The sequence below is a fragment of the Microcoleus sp. PH2017_08_TRC_O_A genome (assembly GCF_020738665.1).
In the GTDB taxonomy this organism is placed as follows: Bacteria; Cyanobacteriota; Cyanobacteriia; order Cyanobacteriales; family Microcoleaceae; genus Microcoleus.
In genome coordinates this window covers 1-19,358 of sequence record NZ_JAEQCE010000032.1, presented here as the reverse complement: position 1 = coordinate 19,358, position 19,358 = coordinate 1, and the positions used below count along the sequence as shown (strand labels likewise).

The 19,358-nt window shown below is 44.8% G+C and carries 14 protein-coding genes; 6 read left to right on the top strand and 8 right to left on the bottom strand.

Annotation, left to right across the window (positions count from 1 at the left end):
- Positions 1-631: 631 nt before the first annotated feature.
- The 4 genes from JGK22_RS13025 (at position 632) to speD (ending at position 6,001) form a co-directional block, all read left to right on the top strand.
- Complete coding sequence (locus JGK22_RS13025; protein ID WP_293189531.1) at positions 632-1,111, top strand: BON domain-containing protein; 480 nt, start codon at positions 632-634, stop codon at positions 1,109-1,111.
- Positions 1,112-1,497: 386 nt separating this feature from the next.
- Complete coding sequence (locus JGK22_RS13020; protein ID WP_293313004.1) at positions 1,498-2,706, top strand: general stress protein; 1,209 nt, start codon at positions 1,498-1,500, stop codon at positions 2,704-2,706.
- 1,522 nt (positions 2,707-4,228) lie between these two features.
- Positions 4,229-5,290 carry a pentapeptide repeat-containing protein gene (locus tag JGK22_RS13015; RefSeq protein WP_293217187.1) on the top strand — a complete coding sequence of 354 codons (1,062 nt, stop codon included), beginning with the start codon at positions 4,229-4,231 and terminating at the stop codon, positions 5,288-5,290.
- Between the two features lie 288 nt (positions 5,291-5,578).
- Entirely contained in the window at positions 5,579-6,001 is a 423-nt protein-coding gene (gene speD, locus JGK22_RS13010) for an adenosylmethionine decarboxylase (protein ID WP_293176472.1), read from the top strand.
- A 293-nt stretch (positions 6,002-6,294) separates the two neighbouring features.
- On the opposite strand, the gene JGK22_RS13005 is transcribed toward speD, so the two are convergent.
- Positions 6,295-6,882, bottom strand: coding sequence for a hypothetical protein (locus JGK22_RS13005; protein ID WP_293207354.1), 588 nt, complete (start codon positions 6,880-6,882; stop codon positions 6,295-6,297).
- Between the two features lie 145 nt (positions 6,883-7,027).
- On the opposite strand from JGK22_RS13005, the gene queF reads away from it, so the two are divergent.
- Complete coding sequence (queF, locus tag JGK22_RS13000; RefSeq protein WP_293176468.1) at positions 7,028-7,447, top strand: preQ(1) synthase; 420 nt, start codon at positions 7,028-7,030, stop codon at positions 7,445-7,447.
- 157 nt (positions 7,448-7,604) lie between these two features.
- Here queF and JGK22_RS12995 read toward each other — a convergent pair whose 3' ends face one another.
- From JGK22_RS12995 to JGK22_RS12965, 7 genes are all read right to left on the bottom strand, one after another.
- Positions 7,605-7,796, bottom strand: a complete 192-nt coding sequence (locus JGK22_RS12995) for a DUF2283 domain-containing protein (protein WP_293176466.1) — start codon at positions 7,794-7,796, stop codon at positions 7,605-7,607.
- Positions 7,783-8,043 (bottom strand): DUF4258 domain-containing protein, encoded by a 261-nt coding sequence (locus JGK22_RS12990; protein ID WP_293207352.1) that lies wholly within the window; start codon positions 8,041-8,043, stop codon positions 7,783-7,785. Before JGK22_RS12990 ends, JGK22_RS12995 begins: the two co-directional genes overlap by 14 nt.
- A gap of 69 nt (positions 8,044-8,112) precedes the next feature.
- Positions 8,113-9,519 (bottom strand): cytochrome c biogenesis protein, encoded by a 1,407-nt coding sequence (locus JGK22_RS12985; RefSeq protein WP_293207364.1) that lies wholly within the window; start codon positions 9,517-9,519, stop codon positions 8,113-8,115.
- Between the two features lie 188 nt (positions 9,520-9,707).
- On the bottom strand, positions 9,708-10,439 hold the full coding sequence (locus JGK22_RS12980) for a cytochrome c biogenesis protein CcdA (protein ID WP_293145339.1): 732 nt from the start codon (positions 10,437-10,439) through the stop codon (positions 9,708-9,710).
- 1,119 nt (positions 10,440-11,558) lie between these two features.
- The gene (gene clpS, locus JGK22_RS12975) at positions 11,559-11,852 is read right to left on the bottom strand and encodes an ATP-dependent Clp protease adapter ClpS (protein WP_293145351.1); all 294 of its coding nucleotides are present in this window, start codon (positions 11,850-11,852) and stop codon (positions 11,559-11,561) included.
- Positions 11,853-12,321: 469 nt separating this feature from the next.
- On the bottom strand, positions 12,322-16,665 hold the full coding sequence (locus JGK22_RS12970) for an amino acid adenylation domain-containing protein (RefSeq protein WP_293313003.1): 4,344 nt from the start codon (positions 16,663-16,665) through the stop codon (positions 12,322-12,324).
- Between the two features lie 998 nt (positions 16,666-17,663).
- Entirely contained in the window at positions 17,664-18,266 is a 603-nt protein-coding gene (locus JGK22_RS12965; RefSeq protein ID WP_293189523.1) for a superoxide dismutase, read from the bottom strand.
- A 372-nt stretch (positions 18,267-18,638) separates the two neighbouring features.
- On the opposite strand from JGK22_RS12965, the gene JGK22_RS12960 reads away from it, so the two are divergent.
- On the top strand, positions 18,639-19,178 hold the full coding sequence (locus JGK22_RS12960; RefSeq protein ID WP_293176458.1) for a phosphate-starvation-inducible PsiE family protein: 540 nt from the start codon (positions 18,639-18,641) through the stop codon (positions 19,176-19,178).
- Positions 19,179-19,358: the final 180 nt, after the last annotated feature.

Here is a 19,358-nt window from a genome sequence, read left to right as displayed (position 1 = left end):
TTGGTAATTGGTAATTGGTAATTGGTAATTGGTAATTGGTAATTGGTAATTGGTAATTGGTAATTGGTAATTGGTAATTGGTAATTGGTAATTGGTAATCAGGAAAAATTAGTTTTTAGTGGCGATCGAATCTATTAATAAAACTTACGTTTTTGAACTTGGTATCTCTAAAAATATTAGCTTTGGTAACTAAAAATATCGAATCAACCTGATTGATGATGAATAGTGCGTCCCGGAATAATTAAGTTAAATTTAATCTAATACCCGTTTGAAAAAAGAATGCAACTGCTTTGTCAGCTTCAAACCAATATTCAGTAACTCATCCCTAATCGCAAATCCTTCGACACTTCGACAAGCGCTCGCGCCGAAATCTAAAATCTAAAATCGTTCGACGCTCGCGCCGAAATCTAAAATCTAAAATGCTATAAGACCTTATTTTCTTTTTTGTACTCTATCTAAAGACAGAGGTAAATTTTACACCTGTAGAGCGATGTAGCGGATTGCTCAATTATATATGTTTGATATAAGGCTTTTTAGAGAGCAGAAAGCAGCAGCTAAAATTCTGTGTGGCTTAATCTCACTCAACGAAGTCTCACTCATCGACAGCTTACCCGGAGGGTATTAACATATTATGAATAAACTAACACCAATTCTCATCAGCGGTCTCCTATTATTTGGAGCTGCTGCTTGCACTGAGGGGGCTAAAACTAGCGCCGATGCTCCTAATTCTACCACAGAAAATGTCAAGAGCCCGCCCCCAGCCGAGAATGTTCAAAAAACTCAGTCCGACGCAACTAGCGATGTTCGCAAAGCCCAAGCAAATTCTGATATCAGAGCCAGAGAACAGCGCAACAACGTGACTGGTGGCGATGCAAGCAGAGCCGATGGCGACCTGAAAAGTGAAGTTCGTTCTAAGTTGGAAGTGAACATTACTAAAGGTGCGCTCACTGTTGAGGCAAAAGACGGGGCTGTTACCGTAGGTGGCACAGTTCCGAATCAAACTGATTTAGCTAAAATAGAGCCGCTAGCTAAAGAAATTAAGGGTGTCAAAAGCGTGAATGTTACGGCTGTTGTCGCCCCCGCTGCACCCGCCGCATCGCCTACCAAGTAATAAATTAGAAGGAAGAAGGAAGAAGGAAGAAGGAAGAAGGAAGAAGGAAGAAGGAAGAAGGAAAGTTGGGAATTATAAAATTTTTTTCAAAGCGGATCGTAACGCTTAGGTGACTCTTCCGGGTAGCGGGGTTTTAATTTATAGAGTTTAAGCAGGTACTCTAAAGTCAAACTCAAAACTCGCCTAATACCCGCAATTTTTTCTTCCAAATTTCTGATTGCCAAGACCTGATAATTAGAGAAAACAGGTCGAAAGATAGAGACGGAGTTTATTCCCAGCGACCGATGAAAAATGTTGGGAAAAATGACTAAATGTGATTGATTGCAGCAAGCAGATCGTAAATTCTGTAGTTGTGTAAAAACAGTATTTTTTGAAGGAGAAAAGAAATGGCTTTAGGTCAACACAAACGGGCTGTAGGATCGTTTTCTAATTACCGCGATACGGAACTAGCTTTGCTCGAACTGCAAAGTACCGGGTTTCCGATGAATCAGGTTTCGGTAGTTGGAGAAAATCTCGATCGCAGCGAAATTGCGGGCGCTAGTGCTGCTAAGAGTACGGACGAGAAAGTGGGCGGCGGCGCGAAAGCTGGCGCGACAGCGGGAGTCGTGACGGGCGGTTTGATTGGGTTGCTCGGAAGTATTGGGGCGCTGGCGATTCCGGGAGTTGGCCCGGTGATGGCGGGGGGCGCGATCGCCACTCTGCTTGCTGATACTGTAGTCGGAGGCGCGATCGGGGCTGCTGCGGGCGGTTTGGTCGGCGGTTTGGTGGGTTTGGGTGTTCCCGAAGCCAAAGCTCAGGTTTATAACGATCGCCTCTCGCGCGGAGAATATTTGGTATTCGTAGAAGGAACGGATGCTGAGTTGGCCACCGCCGAAGGAATTATGAGCGTGCGGGGCATTCAGGATTGGGGCATTTACGATGTGCCTACAGACACCGGCCGCAGATCGATGGGTCGCCACAAGCGCGCTGTGGGCGTGTTTTCCACTCGCCGCGAGACTGAACACGCGCTGGGAGAACTGAGAACAGGGGGTTTCGACATGGATCGGGTTTCGGTCATTGCTAAGGATGGCGATTCTAAAGGGGATATCGCAGGCATTGACGTGCACGACAGCGCAGACAACAAGGCCGATGAAGGGGCGACTAAGGGTGCGCTCACAGGCGGAACCCTGGGCGGTTTGACTGGCTTGTTGGTAGGTCTCGGCTTGGTGGCAATTCCGGGTATCGGGCCGATTATGCTGGCTGGAGCCTCGGCTACGGCGATCGCCACTACGCTAGCAGGTACTGCTTTGGGTGCGGCTGCGGGTAGCTTGATCGGAGCTTTAGTCGGTTTGGGAATTCCTGAAGAGGAAGCCAGAGCTTATAACGATCGAGTGGCGAGGGGAGATTACTTGGTACTGGTTGACGGCAGCGAAGCAGAAGTCGCTAAAGCTGGGGCTGTTCTGAGCCGCGGAGGCATTCAGGATTGGAACACCTACGACTCTCCCAGCGTGGATACCGCTCGGGCAGATTACGGCACTCCCGGCACTCCCGGCGCTGATACTACGCCTGGTATTTACGACCCCAATCAGGGCGTTGCTGGCAAGCGTCGGGTTTGATCCTTCAGACTTTGTTTGGGTATTAGATCTCTCCAAAAAAGCAAGTCTGGAACAGGCAAGATGCCTGTTCCACAATAATTATTGGAGATGTCTATTATTTCTACCGACGGCTGGGACGATCGCACTGGCGCACTCGGATTGTTTAGGGCGCAGCGTTTAGCCGAATGCGGGTAAAATTCTCTCAAAAGTCGGCTTTTTCTGTGAAAGCCGGCTTTTGTTTTGTTCGGGAAACCTCAAAAAAGCGACCAAGCAAAAGTTGAATTTTGAGAGTGCGAGCTGGACTTTGGTCGGCTGGTCGATCGGCTCTATAAATTTTTACACTCTAAATCCGCAGCGATTTGTGAGTCTGTAACACTCACTACTGCAAGGGTTGCAAACCCTGGAGTATTATCAAATTGGATGACTAAAATTGCAGCAGAGATTGCCCCGTTAGTCAAAGAGCGACTATCTTTAATTATGGGGTGGCTAATTTCAGCAAATTATATCAGGTGAAGTAGCCAGTCCCGCGCGCCGAGTACGGCCTGCGGTGGTCGGCAATTATTAGAATAATTATTGTCGTCGCCTTGGGGCAAGACTTAGGCTGGTCATTGGTTGGCTGTAGCAGCCCAATTGCCTTAGGCAAGACCGGCTAAAGGAATATAGTTTTTCTGGGAATGCCTCAGCGAAGCATTTTTTCCAGCCCAGGAACAGCTTTTATGTCCGGGAGCGCGTCTGGTGTCGGGCGTTCTGTTAATTAGAAGCGCAAGCGCTCATGGATCGAGTAAACATTAACAACAAGCACAGCAGCGCGGGAGTACGGGAACGGCTCGCGGCGCTTTTTTTGGCGAAATCTCAGGCCCATGGCAGCCTATTGCTGGTTTCGCCTGGGACTCGATCGGCCAGGCGAGCGAAACAGCCTTCCTGTTCGATTTCACGCTGCATTGAGCACAGTGGGGGGAGGTGACACTAGCTGAGCTGACCGGGCTCTGCTTTCATGGGCGATCGAAGAAAGAAGGCAAAAACTAAAAGATATTCGGAGTTGAAGCTTCGAGTCCTTATTTCTTTCGGGAACTAATAGAATAGATTTGCTCCCCTGTACCAGCAATTTGTGGGCTGTGAATGTGGCGCGGGTGCCGCCAGCAAGAACCCCAAAAATATGCGATCGACAACTTATCGATTTATCGATATTTTGTAAATAGTTAGTAGTTAATAGTTAGTGATTAGCAGTTAGTATAAATACAACTAACAATTAACAGCTAACATCAGCCGCAACTAACTCTTAGCAGTATAAGACTTACAGGCAGAAGCGAGAAACTCGGTTTCTTCATAAATGCCCCCTAGCCAAGCCCTACTTTTACGAAAATTATCAGGGTGGCTTTTCGTAAGTTCAACGTAAATTATCAGGGTGATGCTAGAAATCAACCAGTTTTGATAATTCTTACTGCGGCAGTATTGGTTTAAAAACTGACTAGCAAACACGAGGCTACAAACTTTCAGACAACATTGAACATCGAGAAATTAAGGAAACTCACTCAATTTTTTTATGAATTTCACTGAGATTTTAAGTGCCGATGAACTTTTAACTAGACATAGAAACGGGGAACGAGATTTTCGAGGAGCCAACCTCATTGCCGCTCATTTGATTGAATCTAATCTCAGTCGAACTAATTTGAGCAGCACTAATTTGAAAGGGGCCAACTTAATTAGAAGTAAACTAATAGGAGCTAATTTAAATGGTGCCGACTTGAGCGGGGCTAATTTATCTAAGGCGAAATTAATTGAAGCGAACCTAGGCAGTTGTAGTTTAACGGGAACTGTGGCGATCGGAGCCGATTTTAGCGGAGCAAATCTCAGCGGAGCAATATTGTCTCGCGCTGACTTGAGCAAAGCTGTGATGACTGGAGCGAGTTTAGTCGGAGCTTGTTTGCTAAGTGGCTCGAAACTAATTGAGGCTAATTTGAGCGGGGCGACGCTGAGCCGAGCAATTATGAGCGGGGTTGATTTAAGCAGAGCAAATCTGACTAGAGCAATTATGAGCGAAGTAGATTTGAACGGAGCAAACCTGAGCGGTGCAAATCTAATTCGGGCTTATCTCAATCGCGGAAATCTCAGCGGTGTCAATTTGGTTGGGGCGATTTTGAGCGAAGCAAGTCTGCGGGAGGCTTGTATTTGTGCTGCTAATTTGAGCGGTGCTGACTTGAGCGGTGCTGACTTGAAAGGAGCTAATTTAAATGGTTCTAATTTGAGCGGTGCTGACTTGCAAGGCGCTAATTTGAGTAAAGCTAATTTGAATGGTTTAATTCTGCATAATGCTGATTTGAGGGCTGCGAATTTGAACAAAGCTTCTCTCAGGGGAGCTGATTTGAGCGGTGCAAATTTATCGGGTGCTAGCTTGCTGGAAGCAGATTTGCGGGGAGCGAATTTGAGTCACGCCAATTTGTCGGGAGCGGGTTTGCTGCTGAGTTCTTTGACAGGGGCAAATTTGACAGGAACTAATTTGTCGGAGGCTAATTTGATTGGGGCTAGCTTGAATGTTGCTAATTTGAACCAAGCGGCTTTGAGCGGGGCTATTTTGCCGAATGGGGCTACTCACAGCCGCGATTGATCGGATGTCCGGTAGCGTGTTGATTGTCAGTTGCGAGCAGGCTAGCGATCGCGCGTGAAGTCAAAAGCTTCACTTACGTTACGTCGCTTTTTTGCAGTGGCGCGCTACTCGCCGGTGCGAGATCTCGCACCGGCGTTTGACTGGCGACAAAGCGCCCCAAAAAATAGTTGCGAGGGCCCTCGCAACTATTTTTTGGAATTTTTTTGGTAATTTACTTGAAAATTTCTAGAATCCGTGCTATTGTCAAAAGGTTTGAGACATTGTGAGTTAGAGGTAAAACCCCGCAGAATGAAACAATTGGGAACCCATCTGGTCGCTGATGCTTGGGAGTCTCCTGGAGACCTCCTCAACGATCCTGAACGTATCCGCCGCGCCATACTCGATGCGATCGAAGCCGGAGGAGCTACTCTCATCGATTTGTGCGTACACCAGTTTAGTCCTCACGGAGTGACGGCTACTGCAACTTTGGCAGAGTCTCATATAGCAATCCATACTTGGCCTGAACACGGTTATTTTGCAGCAGACTTATTTTTCTGCGGAGCCGGCGACCCTCACCGAGCCATGAAGGTGCTACAGACAGCTTTGGAAGCTAAACAGGTAAAACTCACTGAGTTCACGCGCGGTTTCGAGCCCGGGGTGGGCATTCTAGGTTCTGCTTGTGAAGAGCAGTATGCACCTCGTTTAGTAGAAACGAGTGCAGCCAGAGGATGATAGCCAATTAGCGTAACTTTGAATATTTTATGCTAGGTTTTCGTTAAAATCCCACGGTTCGAGCCGTGGGATTCTTGTTGAAATTTACCGAAGAATTGGGTCTAAAGTCCCGCCGTTCTAGGGCGGCTTTCAAAATCTTTTGTGGCGTTGCTGATTTACGGTATGAAAGGCTAAATATGCCAGTCATAGAAACCACTATCGACAAAGCTTGGGGATTTTTAACTTATTTTTTTTCATACCCTGATTAAGCAACGCCGGAACCAAGAATCCCCACGCGTTTAGGACGCGGAGTGTCACTTTCCCTTTAACAAAGGGCGAACAACTAAATAACCTGCACCGAAGGCAGCAATAACAATCAGAAAAATGGCGATCGCCAACCACAATCCACTTAAGTCTGAGGCTTTTTTGGGTTGAGATCGAATGCGGTAAGGAGTTTCCGGCACCTCTGCAAATAATTTTTCTGGCAGTGTATCCGGCATGGGAGGGGCTGTTGGCTCCGGTAGAGGGAAGGGAAAAGCCACTTTCTGAGGTGGTTGAGGTACGGTAGAGCTAGTCCGCATTGGAGGTGCTGGAGGTTCAGGTTCAACGCTGAAATTGAATTTGACTGAGGGCATTTGAGGCATCCCAGTCTGGGTGACGTTCTGAGCCGAGTTGACTACTTGTTGTAGCTGCTGGGATACTTGAACTACTGTTTCTACTTCTCGCCGCAGTTGTTGATTTTGTTGAACTAATTGCTGGTTGTGGGTTTTGAGGGAGTCGAGCATTGCTTGGGCTGCTTGCAATTCCGCCGTGACTTCTCGATAGAGGGAAATCGGTACCGATGCAGAGTAACTATTTGAGTTTTCAGGGTTCGTATTGTCAGATAAGGTAGTATTTTGCATAATTGTAGATGGCGAGGGTGAACTTTTTTAAGTTTAGCCTGAGAGTATTTGCAATTAGATCGATCGCAACACAATTCGTCAAGATATTTGTTACAGATTTTGAGAGTGAGTTTAATTAAATCTTAGAAGTTTTCAGTCGATCGCTATGAACAACCACCCAACTGCACAAAGTATGTCGCAAAAGTCAAGTACCGAGGAAATGAAATACGGCGAACGCGAGATTTTGGAAGGAGAGTTAATTACTTTCCCGAACCCGCGAGTCGGGCGGCGCTATACGATTAACATTACTTTGCCGGAGTTTACTTGCAAGTGTCCGTTTTCAGGCTATCCCGATTTTGCGGCGATTCACGTTACTTACGTGCCCGACGAGCGGGTGGTCGAGTTGAAGGCGCTGAAGCTCTACGTTAACAGTTATCGCGATCGCTACATTTCTCACGAAGAATCGATCAATCAAATTTTAGATGATTTTGTCGCAGCTTGCGCGCCGCTGGAAGTGACGATTAAGGGCGATTTTCTGCCGCGGGGGAACGTGCACACGGTGGTTGAAGTGCGGCACGAGAAGTAGAAGGTTGAGTCTTCTGCGGCTGGTACTGATTGCGGTAGGGGCGTCCTTGAGATTCTCAATCAGCACCGAAAGCATGATTCTGACGCACCGTTTTTTGCTTTCGGTGCGTCAGTGAGATTGTTGGTTTGGCTCGAAAATAACGCTAGAGTAGAACACCCTACTTAATTGCTTCGGAGAGAGATTCTAAGGAGATAAATTGTTTCACATCTAATATTTCGATCAATACCAGTTCTCCGCTGCTAGAATAGTGCAGAATCATTTGCCCTTCATCTTCGGCATAGGCGATCGGGCTATCGGAAATTTCGATCAGCATCGCATCTACATCTTGGCTGTATCTAATCTTTTTCATATCTTGACCTCTTACCCGGATAAGCAGTAATTACTAAAATTTTATCATTATATTCTTGGTAAACCACTCTCAGGACAAGTCCATTCAATCTTTGTTCACAAATAAACTTTCCTTCACCACTTGCTTCTAACTTACTAGGAGTTCTAATAGTTTCACAGATAAAATCTGTTGATATTGTCACCCCGCGACTTTCTAGAATTTCTATTTTTTGTAAGGCGTGTAGACTGAATTCAATCCTTTTTATCACCTTTATTTCCTGTTTAATTATCGTTTTTACCCGGATGTAAGATGGGCATTGCCCACCCTACAATTAGTTTTAATTAGCTAGAGAAGTCTCAGTAATCGCACTTTTGGCATCTGTTGTTTTCAATTCTGCCAACTTGTCCAAAATCTCCACAACTTCTCTTTCAAATATCACCTGAGCGCGATTAGTGCGCCCGCCGACGTATAGCTTGCCATTTTTTTCCAAAGCCCAAATCTGCGAGTGAGACAGATAGCTCATCATCACGCTGAGCATTAGCAACCCAAAGCCAGTATAAACGAGCGGAATTCCTGGATCGGCTTTAATTTGCAATCCCGTGCTGCCAACAACTTCATCAATTGCCAGCATCACTCCGTTAACTTCAACTGCTGTACCGGCGCGAACAGTCGTTAACAATTTGCCATCAGTACCGTAGACTAACATTGTGCCTTGCAAGTCCTTTGCTAGCAGAGAAACTCCTGCACTCAAATCTGGTTTTGTCGGAATCCAAGCACCCCAAATTCGGCCTTTACCTTGGGTATCTAACTGAGCCATTGGCAATTGTAAAACCGGGCTTTTGTTGAGGCGAACTCGCACGGCGGCTAAAGCCCAATCTGCTTGATAAAAGGTGACTCCGCGGTATCTCAGAGGCTCGTTAACGTGAATGGTTTTGCGATCGACCTCTTGGCCTGTTTTGTCCAAAACTGACAGATCCGAGTAAAATTGGTCGATCGCCCCGCTCGGACTATAATCGATCCAGAACCGATTCACACGCACCGACCAATCCTTCGGTATTTGTGGCCCCGCCCAAGGCCCAGCATCAGTGATATTCTGCACCCGAAACGTTTCACCGCTAGGAACCAATTCTTGACCCATAAATCCAGTCATCGAGCCAAACATCGACCCAGCTAAAATAATTAGCATACTCGCGTGAACAATAATCGGGCCGATTTTACCAATTATGCCCTTGCGAGCATAAACTTTTTCACCTTCTCGAAATATGCGGTAATTTTTTTGCTGCAAAAGTTGTTCTAACGAACTCAAAGAACTTGTTTCTAATTCCGCACTGAGAGCTAATTTTTCAAACTGCTTCGGTTCTTCATAAAATTTCCAGCGGCGGGCGGCTTTTAGTGCCGGAAATTGTCGGGTAAAAGTGCAAGCTGTCAAGCTGCTGCCGAACAAAATTAGGATTGACAAAAACCACCAAGTGCGGTATACGTGGTCAAGTCCTGCAATTAGCACAACTTTCCAAGTTAGGAAGCCGAACAAAGCCGGGTGTTCTGGATAGTTGGATTGGTAAAATTCTACAGATTGACCTTGTTCGATGATGGTGCCGGAAATGCTGAAAAATGCGATCGCCAGCAGCAAGATAATTGCCAGCCGCAAATCTGCCAGCACTGGCAAAAGTTCTCGCTTGAAAAACTTTAGAGGCGCAGTCGCCCAGTCTGATAATTTAGATAGAAATACTTCTTTTGATATCATTGGTAATTGGTAATTGGTAATTGGTAATTGGTAATTGGTAATTGGTAATTGGTAATTGGTAATTGGGTAACACACTACCAATCACAACTAATTAATTCTCTGTATCCTTCAATTTTGTATTGTTTTCGGTAATTCTTAAAGGACTGAAGTCCTTACTACGAACCTTACTACGAATCTTACTGCGAATTTTAGGCGGGAAGAATGCGGGAAAGCAGAGAAAACACGCCAAATCCTACTAATAAAACGCCACTAACAGGCGTAATCCAACTCGACCAACGGCGCAATTCTAACAACTTTTTAATGCTCGCGGTAAAAGTACCTGCTACAATCAGCGGAGCCACGTAGCCCGCAGCGTAAAACAGCAGCAACACACCGCCTAAAACTAGATCTCCAGTTTTGGAAACCCAAGCTAAAAGGGTAGCTAAAACCGGCGTGCTGCACGGAGAAGCTACTAAACCAAAAGTTAAGCCTAATAAGTACGATCGCACGCCCGCAGGCAAATCTTTCGGAACCCAGCCCACAGCGTCAAAAGACGGCATTTGTAAGGGTAAGGCTTCCAGTAAATTCAGCCCCATTAAAATCGCGATGATGCTGACAACGATCGGCAAACCCAGACCAATTTTGCCATAAACTTGACCAGCAAATGATGCTACAATGCCTAAACCCGCAAGAGTTGTCGCCAATCCCAGGGCAAACCATGCCGACTGGGCAGCAGCTTGCAGGCGGCTTTTTGCTTCGTATCCGCCGATGTAGCCGATCGTGATCGGCAACATGGAAAGCATACAGGGCGTCAAGCTCGTTAGCAACCCTGCCAGAAAAATCACTCCGACACTGACTAAACTCAGGTGTGTCAGTTGAGTGTTGACTAAATTATTAGCAAATTGTGCGAGTTGATAAAGTTGGGTTTGCAGGGTTTCCATCGGTCGATTTTAGATTTTAGATTTTAGATTTTAGATTGACTCCGGTGTCATCGAATTGAGATTTTAGATTTTAGATTGACTCTACAGATGAATCTGGGATATTCAACTAAATATCTATTTTTTCGGTTCTCCACGACTTAAGTCGGGGCTTATATCCCTATGCAAGTGAGTTCCGGCGAGTGTGATGTTCTGGCTATGTTGAAAATTGTAACAGATTCGGGTCGCTTCGGTTCAAGATTTGAGATGTGAGCGCGATCGCCTGATTGAGAGTGCTCGCGGGCGATCGTCAACTGCGATAATAGACTTGTTGCAAAAATAGCTAGGACGGGTTCGCCAGCCCATCCACAATTTTTTTTTCTTGTGGGATGGACAGACGAACCCGTCCGAAAATTTGATTCAAAGGACTTTGGCAATTCCAGCCCAATAAGCATCGCGAATTAAATAATTTATACATATTTGTGGGATGGGCGTCCCGCCAGTCATGAGAGGACGGGCGGGACGCCCATCCCACAAAAACCATCAATTTGTAAGTTATTTAATTCTCATTCCTAAGTGATTGCAAGATTATTCACCTTTTCCAATAATCTAAATCATCAAGATAGAGTCATGTTGCCATTTTGGCAGGTTTCAAATTTAGCTAAGCGGACTCCAATAAGTTCTGGGTTTAAATCAGCCTGTAGATCTATAGTGGTTCTCAAAAAAGTGAGGTACGTTGTTGGGATGCGAGCGCTCTTATATTTATTATATAGTAAGCGAGGTCGCATTAAAAACTCCATTTATAGTCATACCTCATCTTTCTAAGAAAGGCTATATGTATTAACCAAAGTGTGGTCTTAAAAATTTAAGTAGATAAATACACTAAACGCTCTTCTAAACCCGGTTTGTGCGAGAAATATTGGTGTGGAAGCGCAGTATTTAAGAAGAAACCGGGTTTCTCACCCGCGCGTGTAAATCCTAAAATATCAACAATTTGAGTTGGTAAATCAGCACCAACACCAAGATTCCTTGTCTGAGGTGCAATACGATGAAAGCAATCTCTTTGAGGCTGAGATTGCTTTCATCGCACGGCTAGCCCAGGAGAGATTTTGGTTAAAATGCGTCCAGGATTGCCAATAGCAGTTAAGTAGACTCTAGGGGAGCCATTGTCAGCCCAGCACGGCTCAATTGCATATGATAAAGTTCTGCTTGCTCTTGCGGGCCAACCCAGACGGTGGCCTGGCCTTCGTTGTGGATTTGGTCGGCGAGTTTCCAAGCTCGATCGCTCGTCATGCCTGGAATGTACTTAGTCAGACATTCCACAACGTGCTGAAACGTGTTGAAATCGTCGTTGAGGACTATTACCCGATAATTTGGATAAGGCTTGCGGGTAACTTGACTCGATCGAACGGGTGCTATGGTTGGTGAAGAGGTCATCGCGCGAACAGCCACTGAAACTACAAAATTTGTAAAAGAGTTACCGATAGCACTATAACACAATTTGAGATTTCTGAACCGAACTCGGCACTTACTGTCCCCTTCGCGGATTTTAGATTTTAGATTCGGGAATGACTTACGGGATTTTGAATGGGAGCATCTCAGTTTTGCATTTACTATAGTGCTATCCCCGAAGAGCGAGTATTGCAGCACTCGCGAGCTCGCGACAGGGCGCACTATAATAATTAATTTTTTCAAAAAAGAGATGCTCCCTTTTGAATTCCTCCACTAAAATACCGGTTATTCGCAAACAGTATCAGGATTTTAGATTTCCTGTACGATAGCAACTGCATTGGCAAAATACCATTTTCAGATTGGATTTGCGCCGCCAGATTGGCGACGCTTTGACGCATTGTTCGATCTGTCATAGCCTGTTGAATCGCTTTTATAAGTCGTTCAACTCAACAGCCTAAAGTTTTGCTAAGGCTCGATCGATATGCACTTTCATTTTTTCGGCCAAGACAGGGACATTGGGTTCTTGAAGAATACTTAGATGATCTCCAGGGATATCATATATGTCTAATCCTCCAACTGCCAGATCCTTCCAGTTTTCCAAAGTGCTAAAGTGACTTTCATCCTTCGCTCGGAACAAAACCGCCCTGCCTGGATAAGGTTGTGGCTTGTAACTGTTGAAAGCGTAATTCCGAAACTCTACTCCAGGATCTACCTTATGATTATTAATCATCATGCCAGAAGTCGATTTAGTCTTCGATTTTAGGATCTTTTTTAACAAATAGGGAAGCCCTTGTTGGCGCAGCTTTTTGAGATGAAAAGCCAGCTTCTGGCTGAATGACAGTTTGTTTTTTCCTGGAATCGCACTATCCAAAAGACCCAGTAAAGCTACCTCCTCACCCTGTAAATGAAGTAGATGTGCCATTTCAAAGGCTACTAAGCCACCTAATGACTCACCCGCTAGGAGGTAAGGCCCTTTAGGTTGATGTTTTTGGATTTCTTTGAGATAGCGAGTTGCCATATCTGCAACACTCACTAAATCCGTTGGTGATTTGTCAAGTTTATCCTTTTGGAACATACTGACTTCCTCGTTGAGATAAACTCCATAACAGGTCTGGTCTTTGCCGAGGTGTCTTGACAAATCATAGTAAAGAAATATGCCGTAAATGAAGAATAAAGGTAGTTTGGAACTGCCTTCCTGAATCGTGACTAAAGCCTGTGCAGAAGACAAACATCCTTCTTCGCGAAGGGTGTTAGCCAACTGCTGAATCGTTGGTGATTGGAAAAGAATAGCTAAAGATAGCTCTTTCTTGTAGGTTTCCTCTATTTCACGAATTAGCGATATCGCTAATAGGGAATGTCCTCCCAACTCGAAAAAATTATCTGTGGTACTGATGGGTGAAGTATGCAATACTTTTTCCCAAATCTTGATGAGTTGAATTTCCAAATCATCCTGGGGACGGGCCAATTCTCTTGGCTTTTCTTGCTGTACTTTATTTGTCGTCTCGGAGGGAGCGGGAGGATTGGGTGTGGCGGATTCGACTGGTTTTGCTTCGCGAGATTGTTCGGGTACGGGTAGAGCTTTACGATCGACCTTACCATTAGGTGTTAGGGGTAGAGCTTCCAAGAAAACAAAGATAGACGGCACCATATATTCTGGTACGTAGTCTTTGAGCAGACTTCGCAGTTCTTGGATGGTGGGGTTCTGATTGTTGAGGGCGACAATATAACCCACTAGACGCTTGTCGCCTGGAACATCTTCCCTGACGATGACCACTGCCTGCTGCACCTTGGGATGTTTGACCAAAACAGACTCGATTTCACCGAGTTCGATCCGAAAACCGCGAATTTTGACTTGAAAATCTAGGCGACCCAAACACTCAATATTTCCATCTGGCAAATAACGCGCTAAGTCCCCCGTCTTGTAGATTCGTTCGCTTTCCCGAAATGGATTAGGAATAAATCTCTCTGTGGTTAAATCGTCACGCTGCAAATAGCCCCGGGCTAATCCTGAACCACCAATATGTAATTCCCCAGCCACCCCAATGGGAACGGGTTGCAGGAGAGGATCTAAGATGTAGATATCGGTGTTGGCGATCGGCTTACCAATTAAAATTCGCTGTTCGGCATCTTTGACTTGATAAACCGTTGACCAAACTGTTGTTTCTGTCGGCCCGTACATATTCCAAAGTTCTGTACCTTTGGTTAACAATTGGGCAGCCAATTCTTTGGGCATGGCTTCCCCACCGGAGAGCATTTTCATCCGGGACTGACCTTCCCAACCCGGTTCCAGCAATAATAATCGCCAAGTCGCTGGGGTAGCTTGCAGGATCGTAATCCCCAATTGGACGATCGTCCTTAATAACTTTCTGCCATCCATGGCAGCTTCCCGACTCAGGATGACAACCTGCGCTCCCACAGTCAGGGGTAAGTACAGTTCTAAGACTGCAATATCAAACGAGAGAGTGGTGACAGACAGCAAAATATCCGCCTCACAGATTCCCGGTTGCTCGCGCATCGAATTTAAAAAATTGACTGCCCCGCGGTGGAGAACTTGTACGCCTTTGGGCTTACCCGTAGAACCAGACGTGTAAATGACGTAGGCCATATTTTCTGGCGTAACACTTGCGATCGGTGTTTCCTGACTCTCTTGGGCAATGAGAGACCAATCCGCATCCAAACAGATGACCAATGCTTCTTTGGCTGCTTTGGTAGGCAGGTTCTTGACAAGCTGCTGTTGTGTTAACAATAGTTTGGCTTCGGAATTCTCGATCATGTATTCCACGCGATCGTCCGGGTAGTTCGGGTCTATGGGAACATAGGCTCCGCCCGCCTTCAGCACACCTAATAATCCCACCAGCATTTCCAGAGAACGATCGACACAAATGCCAACTAAATCATCTGGTTTTACCCCTTTTTTTTGTAAATAGTGGGCTAGTTGATTGGAGCGTTGATGCAGTTCTTGGTAAGTTAATGTTTGACCTTCAAAGGAAACCGCAATTTTCTCTGGAGTTGCTTCTGCTTGTTGAGTCACTAAGTGGTGGAGGCATCGATCTTGTGACTCATCTGTTTGAGTCTGATTCCATTCCACAAGCAACAAATTTTTCTCTTTGTCTGGCAACAACGGCAATGCAGAAATCGGTTGTTCTGCATGAGCCACAATCCCAGCCAACAAAATCTGGAAATGCTCGTTCATTCGTTCAATGGTTTCTGCATCAAACAAATCCCTGCTGTAAGACCAACTCCCCTCCAATCCTTCGCTGGTTGGTTTTAAGTACAAAGTTAAGTCAAACTTCCCTTCGTTATTTTCAATCACCCAAGGACTTGCTGTTAATTTTGACAGATCGATCGTTTGGAAGGGAATATTTTCCTCAAAGACAAAGGTCACTTGAAACAGAGGAGAATAGCTCAAATCGATCTCGGGACAAAATTGATCGACCAACAAACAATAGGGTACATCTTGATAGGCTTGCGCTAACAAAACGACTTTCCTCACTCGTCCCAGAAACTCTAGGAACGTGGGATTGCCGGACATATCTGTACGAAGGGGGACAGCATTCACAAAATTTTCTGAATTCACACGGCTCACAAAAGGGGAGCCAACAATCACGTCTTCTGTACCTGTATAGCGATACAGCAAAATATTAAAGGCGGCTAACAGGGTTGTTGAGAGAGTGACCCCTTCCTGCTCGGCCAATATACCTAAGGCAGTCGCGATTTCCCCAGAAATGCCAAAAGACAGAGAAGCTTCCCGAAAGGATTGCTCTGGGGGGCGCGGTCGGTCAGTGGGTAGGGGTAATAAAGGAGGGGCTCCAGCAAGTTGTTTTTTCCAATAGGCTAAGGAGTCTTGAAGGGGGAGCTTTCGTACCTCTGACATCAGAGTTGCATAGGATGTTTCGTAGATTGCCCGATCGATAGATTGGAATTTGGGATCGTAATACAAGATTAATCTCAGGATCCCCAAGGCTGCAACCCATTCTTTAGCTCGTATATATTTCTGGATTTCGTAAGGCAATCGATCGCCAAAAAGCTTAGTCCAGTGTTTTTTTCCTTCTTCATAGGCAACTAGATATTCTTCTTTTTTAGTTTGTTCAACGTAACTCCATTGCTGAGAATGATCTCGAATTGCATGGATCAGAAAGTAGGTCGATTTACTGGATATATTATTGCCAGTGTAGCGATATTGAGAAACGACTTCACCGTGGAAATAGACAGGAAAATTACGGGCAATTCGCAAACATAAATTGTAATCTTCGATCGCTAATACACTTGGATCAAATGCACCGATAGACTCAATGGCGACAGTATCGAGGGCAGCACGGCGAAACATAATACAACCGCATTGAATCCTATGCCGGATAGCTAAAATAGTTTCATAATTAGCAACTTCAGGCTGATTCTCATATTTCTCTTCTACTTTGTAGGAGCCATCAGGTTGAATGGAATAGAAGAAATAACGACCAAAGACAAAGCCCACCTCTGGCAGGGCGTTGAGATGCTTGACTCCAATCTCGATCGCTTCAGGTAACAGGCAATCATCACTATCCAGGAAAAGAATATACTCTCCCGTACTAACCCGCAGACCAGTATTGCGTGCAGCCGCCACACCTTGGTTATTTTGATAGACGTATGTTACTTTCGGGTAGCGATCGCAGACTTCTTTCGTATCATCAGTAGAGCCATCGTCTACTACGATCACCTCAAACGGAGGGTAGCTTTGTTCCAGAATGCTCTCAATTGCTTCCGGTAAAAATTGGGCGCAATTATAAGATGGAATCACTACCGATACATTTTTTGTCATTTTCTAGACTCCCAAAGTTATGTTAAAAGTTTCTGCACCCAATATTTAAAATATATCTCTCCAGACATCTATCTGTCCACACATTTATCTGTCCCCACATCTATCTGTTACAACAAAATTGCTATAGCAAGGGGAAAAGTGCCGATTTTGCGAGGTCGGGAGGTCTTTACTATCCCTTCCCTCCCACACATGGCTCGATCTCCACAGGTTAAGATACCGTGCAAGGCAGTGGAAATACCTAAAATACCACACCTATTTTTACATCCATTTAAGTAGGTAGGTAGGCGAGATTAAATAAACTTTATTATGTAACAATATGTAAACAAGGCTAACGAGTGCTGCTAGATGTGTATTTGAATACTTTACAATCGTTTACATATTTGCATTTTACAGCGCCGACCTACTTAGTGGTCTACAATTAATGTTTTTCGCATTCTTAATCCTTGTATAGAAATGGTTACATCGAATTACATCATTACTTTTGCAGGACTAAGCGAACCTATTAAGTTATAGCGGTTCTCACAAAGATTCGCGGACGTTGTTGGGAAGAAGGCGCTCTTGATTTAAGCGTTTATGTAAGCTGTCAGCCATACCTCATCTTTTTGAGAAAGGCTATATACCATTTGTTAAAAATGATGCGACTGTATTTGCAGAGTGTGTCGCTCTCTTTCAATGCCAGGCATTGAATCGACTTTTCGACTGGCGATGCACCTTAGATATCGGGGAAAATCAACAAATCCAACAATTGTTATGTCGCACGATTTCTGAAAGATGGTATTAGGATAATCGGTAATCGATAGTTGGTAATCAGTAGTCGGAAATCAGAAAAAAGCTTTCAGGTTAAAAGCTTAAAAGCCCCTCACCAATTACCAATTACCAATTACCCATTACCGGTATTAGTAGCGAGAACTTCAGTCCTCGGAAACAAAAACTAAAGTCCCCACTACAAACCGATAAAAGTTCGTAGTGAGGACTTCAGTTCTAAAACTCAGATGTTACTAAGCCGCAGCCAAATTTGCTGCTGCGAAATCCCAGTTAGCCAAATTGTCTAGGAAATTAGCAATGTAATCGGGACGGCGATTTTGGAAATCCAAATAATAAGCGTGTTCCCACACATCCAAAGTCAGCAAAGGAGTTTGGCCGTGTGCTAGCGGGGTGTCAGCGTTAGCAGTTTTGGTAACTTTCAAAGTACCGTTGTCCACAACCAGCCAAGCCCAGCCGCTGCCGAACTGAGTTGTCGCAGCAGCCTTAAATTCTTCTTTGAATTTGTCGAAGCTGCCAAAGTCGGCATTGATTTTATCAGCTAAAGCTCCTGTCGGAGTGCCGCCACCGCCCGCTTTGAGGGAATTCCAAAAGAAATTGTGGTTCCAAACTTGACCTGCATTGTTGAAGATGCCGGCTTTGGATGGGTCTTTAGCAGATGCCGTCACAATTTCTTCGAGGGATTTGCTGGCTAGTTCGGTGCCTTCAATCAGTTTGTTGAGATTGGTCACGTAAGCAGCGTGGTGCTTGTCGTGGTGGAACGAAAACGTGTTGGCCGACATATGACCTGACTCTAGGGCGTCAGCGGCGAAGGGTAATGGTGCGAGTGTAAATGCCATTGTGTTCAATCCTCTCTTGGTGGCTTTTTTGGGTTGACTTTCCGGCTTTTGTATGATTTGAGCCCTTAGTCGCTAGCTCGAGTTGATCGAGCTGTTGTAAATAATTATTGACAATTTTCATATTTTATCTCAGTTGCAGCATTTTAGGATTTTGAGCTCTACTTTTCACGAAATCTACTAATATCAGGTTTCACATAGCACAAACCTTGGCAAAAAGTCAACCCGCCTGCGTGATAAATAAAAGTTGCTAGGAAATTGTCACTAGACAGAATTTTGATGATGGTTATAAATAAATTAAACCTGTTTTTGGGCAAATATAAGCTGAATTTAACTTAAGCTGTAAGCAAGTCCAACAGATTCCCGGAGCAGTCAATGGAAAACCGTTCAAATAACCAGACTAATTCCCCTCCTAAATGGTTGAATTTGAAACTAATAGTCAGCGGTCTGGAAACAGTTCAAGACTTAATTGTAATTTCTTTGTGTATTGGTTTGTTCTGTTTCATGGTACTCGAACTGCGAGAAATGTTTTTTTCGCTGCTGCCTCCTTTGAATTTTCAGGAAGTGACGGCCGACATTCTATTTTTATTGGTTTTGGTGGAATTGTTTCGGCTGCTCATTATTTACTTGCAAGAGCAGCGCGTTTCGATTGGCGTGGCGGTTGAAGTTTGTATTGTATCTGTTCTGCGAGAAGTTATAGTTCGGGGAGTTCTGGAAACTCCCTGGGTTCAAATATTGTCAACAGGCGCATTCTTGCTAGTTTTGGGAGTGTTGTTAGTAGTCCGAGTTTGGTTGCCGCCAACTTTTGAGGGAATTGACCCGGAACGCCGTTTTGCTAGCCGAAAAAGAAATCTTTCAGAGCCGGAATCTTCTTCAGAGCCTGTTGCTGTAAATAGCAAGTTCAATTCTCACTGATTGTGGCGGGACAGGCGATTTTAGATTTGCTCTACAGCTTGTCTCGTTACCAGGCATCATGTCCCCTAAAATAAGTAATATAAGGTTAGTAGTGAGGACTTTAGTCCTTATAAACTCATGAAGAAGGACTAAAGTCCTCACTACTAACCTATTTTTACGGTGATTAGTTACAATCCTGAA